Origin of the sequence: Pseudomonas sp. F01002 (assembly GCF_004402115.1) — a bacterium.
Classification (GTDB): Bacteria; Pseudomonadota; Gammaproteobacteria; order Pseudomonadales; family Pseudomonadaceae; genus Aquipseudomonas; species Aquipseudomonas frigoris.
Window position 1 is genome coordinate 1,043 of record NZ_SOPU01000031.1, and the last position, 4,806, is coordinate 5,848.

Annotated in this window: 3 protein-coding genes and 1 pseudogene; 3 read left to right on the plus strand and 1 reads right to left on the minus strand. The window is 60.4% G+C overall.

Annotated elements, in window-relative coordinates; translation table 11 throughout:
• A pseudogene (locus E3W21_RS25320) lies at window positions 1–1,816 on the minus strand (Ig-like domain repeat protein); the annotation flags it as partial.
• A gap of 221 nt (window positions 1,817–2,037) precedes the next feature.
• On the opposite strand from E3W21_RS25320, the gene E3W21_RS25325 reads away from it, so the two are divergent.
• Genes E3W21_RS25325 through E3W21_RS25335 form a run of 3 tightly spaced genes read left to right on the plus strand, consistent with a single transcriptional unit; the run spans window position 2,038 to window position 4,753 of the window.
• Window positions 2,038–3,960, plus strand: a complete 1,923-nt coding sequence (locus E3W21_RS25325; RefSeq protein ID WP_134422246.1) for a hypothetical protein — start codon at window positions 2,038–2,040, stop codon at window positions 3,958–3,960.
• Between the two features lie 2 nt (window positions 3,961–3,962).
• Window positions 3,963–4,511, plus strand: a complete 549-nt coding sequence (locus E3W21_RS25330) for a hypothetical protein (protein WP_134422247.1) — start codon at window positions 3,963–3,965, stop codon at window positions 4,509–4,511.
• 2 nt (window positions 4,512–4,513) lie between these two features.
• Window positions 4,514–4,753 (plus strand): hypothetical protein, encoded by a 240-nt coding sequence (locus E3W21_RS25335; RefSeq protein ID WP_134422248.1) that lies wholly within the window; start codon window positions 4,514–4,516, stop codon window positions 4,751–4,753.
• The last annotated feature ends 53 nt before the right edge of the window (window positions 4,754–4,806 follow it).

The following is a 4,806-nucleotide window of genomic DNA, read 5'->3' on the forward strand; positions in this document are numbered from 1 at the left end:
ACTCCAACACCGCCGAATAGCTGTGCTTACCCGTAGCCGCACGCAAGAGGGTGTAGCGCACTTCGACCTGCTGATTCAAATTCCGCGTAATGAATTGCTCGTCGATGCGAAAATCCACCGGTTTACCAGCGATGATGGTGGTGATCGGTATCCAGTCGCTGGTGCTGCCGGCGGCAGTTGGCCCGTTCCAGTAATATGTCAACACATCGCCTGCCGCTGTCCCCAGGTAACCAATGCGCAAGGTAGCGCTGTCAGGCACCCACGCCGGGTCAAGAAAGTCGTCCGGGGCTTCTACCACCTTAGGCGCCGGCAACTCGGCGCGAATGCGCTCGACGTTGTAGAACGCATGCTCGGACTCACTGACGCCATAGAGCGCCGACTTATCATTGGAGACCCGGTAAAACAGGTTGAGCTTGCCGTTTTCGAGCACCTTGATGTGCTCCGCTTCCACGTACAGCGTGATGGTTTTTCCGGCCTCGCCATCGCTGACAAGGTGCGGTATTTCATGCAGGTACGGCTGGCTGTTGGATTTGGTTCCCAGCCAGACCAGGTTGATCAGGTCCCCTCCTTTGATGAGCGGAGAAGGCCCGATGTCCACCGTCGCCATGCCTTGCGTGGGTTCCAGCGTATCGCCGATGACTTCGCGAATGGTCGGGGCCGGCAACTGTGAGATTTCACCGACCACATTGGCAAAGGTGCGCTTGGATGACAACGGCGGGCTGCCATCGGCTTTGGTCAACACATAGGAAGCATCCGCCTTGCCCATGGCAATGGCGCGAACAGCGGCGTTCGGCACCTCAAGCTCGAGGACGCTCGGAATATTGTCGATTGGCGTGGGCTTGCTACGGTGAACCAGTTGCTCGCCATGAGCCGGCGTGCCGATCCAGGTCATCACCACGGTATCGCCGATATCGAAATCGTCCGTACGGACATGAATCTGTACCGTGACGTTGGCTTTGCCCAGCTTGATCAGGTCGATCACGCCATTGATCGACTCCTTGATAATCGGCGGTTCCAGCCGCCAGGCGCCGGCGTCGACCAGCACCGTGGTGCTCAGAGAGCGCTTTTGCGACCAGTTCCAGACCTCATCGCGCACCTCGTACTCCACCAGTAGTGCGGCGCTGTCCCCCCCGGCGAGAATCGCCGCCTGATCCGCGACAATGATGATGGGGGAAGCGCCATCGGCCTGGGTCTGGGTAACGACGTGAGGTGGCAAACGCACGCTGCCCCAGTACACAAAAATGACGTCGCGCACCCTTATGCCCGTATATTTCGGTACGGTTAACGGCACACCTTTTTCCGCCCACTCGGCGGTGACACCGTTTATCCTCACATCCTCCGGTATTCCGACTGGCTTGAGCTCCGAATGGCCGGGCAGATGAGGAAATTTATCGTCCCCACCCGGTTCGTCGAGCTTGACCAGCAACCGCAACGGCACCGACGGGTCATCGGGTGTGCTCGAGCCCTTGCGAGTCAATTGGTAATGCACGGTTTCGACCCAACCAGGGACGATGTCCTTCGTCGGCAGGTAGAAAAATAAACGCTTATCGAGTTCTTCCAGCAAGACTTCCTTGTGCCAGATCTTCAGCAGCCCCCAAAAAATATCGTGCTGATCCCCGACTTGCATGCCCATGTACGGATCGATGACACACAGCACGCCGTCGGGATAGTCGCTCACCACGGCAATGTTGATACCGCCGTCGCCGTCCACCACGGGCTGGGTCATGCCTGCGATAAACAAAGGCCTGAGCGCGAACAACCCCATACCGGTGCCGGGCTCGATCAGAGGAAACAGGAGGGGGCTGAAAATGCTCATGGTGGAAGCTCTTGAGAGGGTTGACGGCCTTATTTAAGGCGCACTCCCACAAAGCTGCCTACTGTCAGAAATAACAGGTCGGAGGTTTATTCCGACGGGTGGTAGTGCGCAATACCGTTCGTCTGGAAACACTGCTCACCTGTTATTTCTGACAGTAGCCAACTCCACCTCATCAGGCATTGAATAACTCCGTCATCCCTATCCCCGACAGGAGTCTCCCCATGACCAGCCAACCCCCCCTCACCCCGGACAGCAGCGTGCTGGTCCTGCGCGAACTGAAAATCCCCGGCCGCACCGGCCCCCTACCCACCGGCGAATGGGGCATCAACATTGCCGCCGCGCTCGACAACTTCCCGCGCCAGGGCCTGCAATGCCAGGCCGGGCCCTGGGGTAACATGGCCGTCGGCGACAAGCTGGTGATTTTCTGGGGCGCCAGCAACCAGGTGTTGCAGGAGACCGTTGATCAGCAGGAGAAGGACACGGAGCTGACGCTGTTCATCCCGGCGGCGCGAATCGCCGACGGTGTCCATCACGTGTCGTACAGTGTCACCCGCCTGGGCAGCACGCCGGAGCCTTCCGAGGTCATGAAGGTGTACGTCAAGCTCACCCGGCCCGGTGGCCAGGACCAGAATGGCGACACGCCCGGCCATTCCGAACTGCACATGACCATCCCGAAGGAGATCCTCGACGGCGGCATCGACAAGGACAACGTCACCGCCGGGGTGCCGATCACCATCCAGCCTTACCCAAACATGGCGCTGGGCGATGTGATCCAGGTGACCTGGGGTGGCAAGTTTGTCCTCAGCGAGCCGCTGACCGAGGCTCAGGTTAAGGACCCTGCGAACAATCCCATTGTCGTGCTGGTCGACGAAGCCACCATTCGTGCCGCGGGCGATTCGGACAGCAGCGGCCTGGCCGTGGCCTTCGAAGTCTACGATATGGTCGAAAACCGCTCCGAAGACTGGTGCGCCGAGCAGCGGGTGGTGGTCGGCGTCGACCAGACGCGCCTCACCGCGCCCATCGTCAAGGACGCCCAGAACAACGTACTCGACGTCGACAAACTGGGCGACAAGGATGCGACCGCGCAGATCCTGGCCGTAGACAACAACTTCAAGCTGGGCGACATCATCTTCGTTCGGGTCAGGGGCACCCCGGTGGAGGGCGCACCGGTCGACCTCGAGATCCAGGGCGAACCACTGACCAATGTCCCGAGCATCCCCGAGCTGAAAGTGCCCAACGCGGTGCTCAAGCAACTGGCCAAGACCCAGGTGGTGTTTTCCTATCGCCTGAAAAAAACCGATGGCAGCGCTGATCTGCAGTCCAAGGGCCAATTCGTCCGGGTCATCGGCGAAATCCAGCGCCTCAAGGCGCCGATCGCCGAGGACGCCCAGCAAGGCTCCATCGACCCGGAGCTGCCGCGCACGCGTATCGAAATCCCGTTCGACAAATCGTTCGCCGCCGGCCAGGCGATCAAGCTGTTCTGGCTCGGCACCCGGCCAGACTTCGGCACCTACCTGCCCGACCTGGGGCTGCGTCCGATCAGCAATGGCGAGATCGAGGCCGGTGAATCGCTGTTCATCACGGTCGCGGGCGAGCACCTCACGCCCATCAAGGGTGGCACCCTGGAACTGTATTACCAGCTGCTGATCGAGGATACGCTGCTGGCCACCTTCAACCGGGTCAACGCCACACACGCCATCCGCGAATCCCTGCACCTGACGCCGCTGCAGGTCGGCGAACCGCGCCTGGAACTGCCGGAGCCGGAGGTTGAAGGCGTCGTCGACGGTGTGCTCCCGCCGGACCGGCCGGGCACCACGTTGACCGTCAAGTACCTGAATACGGTCAAGGACGACGTGGTGACTTATGAGTGGGTCGGTTCCAAGACCGGCACGGCCACTGACTGGGTCAAGCTGAGCTCGTTCACTGCCGGTAAACCGGTGCCATTCAGCATCAAGGCGGAACTGATCAAGGGTAATGAAGGGGGGACGGTCAAGGCGTCGTACTTCATTGATCGAGCGGTTGGCGGGACCAGTTTTTCGAATGCGTTGACGTTCGGCGTGGGGGCGGCGTTGGAGTTGAAGCCCGCGAGTGTGAAAGAGCCAACGGTGCCACCCTCGATCCGATCGCCGCGCAGAACACCCTGACCGTGGTCGTGCCGCAAGGTGACCTGCAACCCACCGACCTGCTGAGCGTGACCTGGAGCGGTACCGCCGGCGCCGGCTCGCACACCACCACACCCGCCCCGATCAGCACCATCGGCCGTGAGATCCCGGTGCCGGTGTCGGTGATTGCCTTTAACCTGGGCAAGCCGGTGACCGTCACCTACACCGTGACCCGGGGCTCGAGTGCGTCGCAAGACTCACTGCCCTTCACCCTGAACGTGCAGACCCTGCCGGTCAGTGAGTTGAAGCAGCCGTTGATTCTGGAGGCCGCCAACAGCGGCGAAGGTCCGGAGCTGGACATCACCGCGTTGACCGCCGGCGGAACCATGCGGTTTTTGACGTGGCCGCATATTGCAGTGGGCCAATTTGTCTGGCTGGACTTGCTGGGCTTCAAAGCCAATGGTGACCCCCACAACACAAGACTGATGAAGGCCCCGGGCAGCTATGTCAATCAAGGGTGGATCGATCAAGGGTGGATGGATCTCAAGGTGCCCTATAGCTACCTGAAGGACCTGGGGATGGCCGGGATCTGAAAATGGTGTTCAAAGCGACACTGAACAAGAGTCAGATTGAAACGGAGGCGGTGACCTACCCGGTACGCACCTATACCGTCAGGGCGGTGGCCTTGATCGAGCCGACCATCGACTCGGTCAAAGGCGATCCGAGCGGGGTCGAGATTCCCAACGGTGGCACCACCGTGGAAACCGGTAAACAATATACCGCCGATTTTTTCAGTCAGCACCGCCTCGAACCAACAGATACTTCCTGTCTATAGCGTCCCCAGGACAGGGCAATGGTATCAACAGAGTGCCAACTTCTCCGTTACCC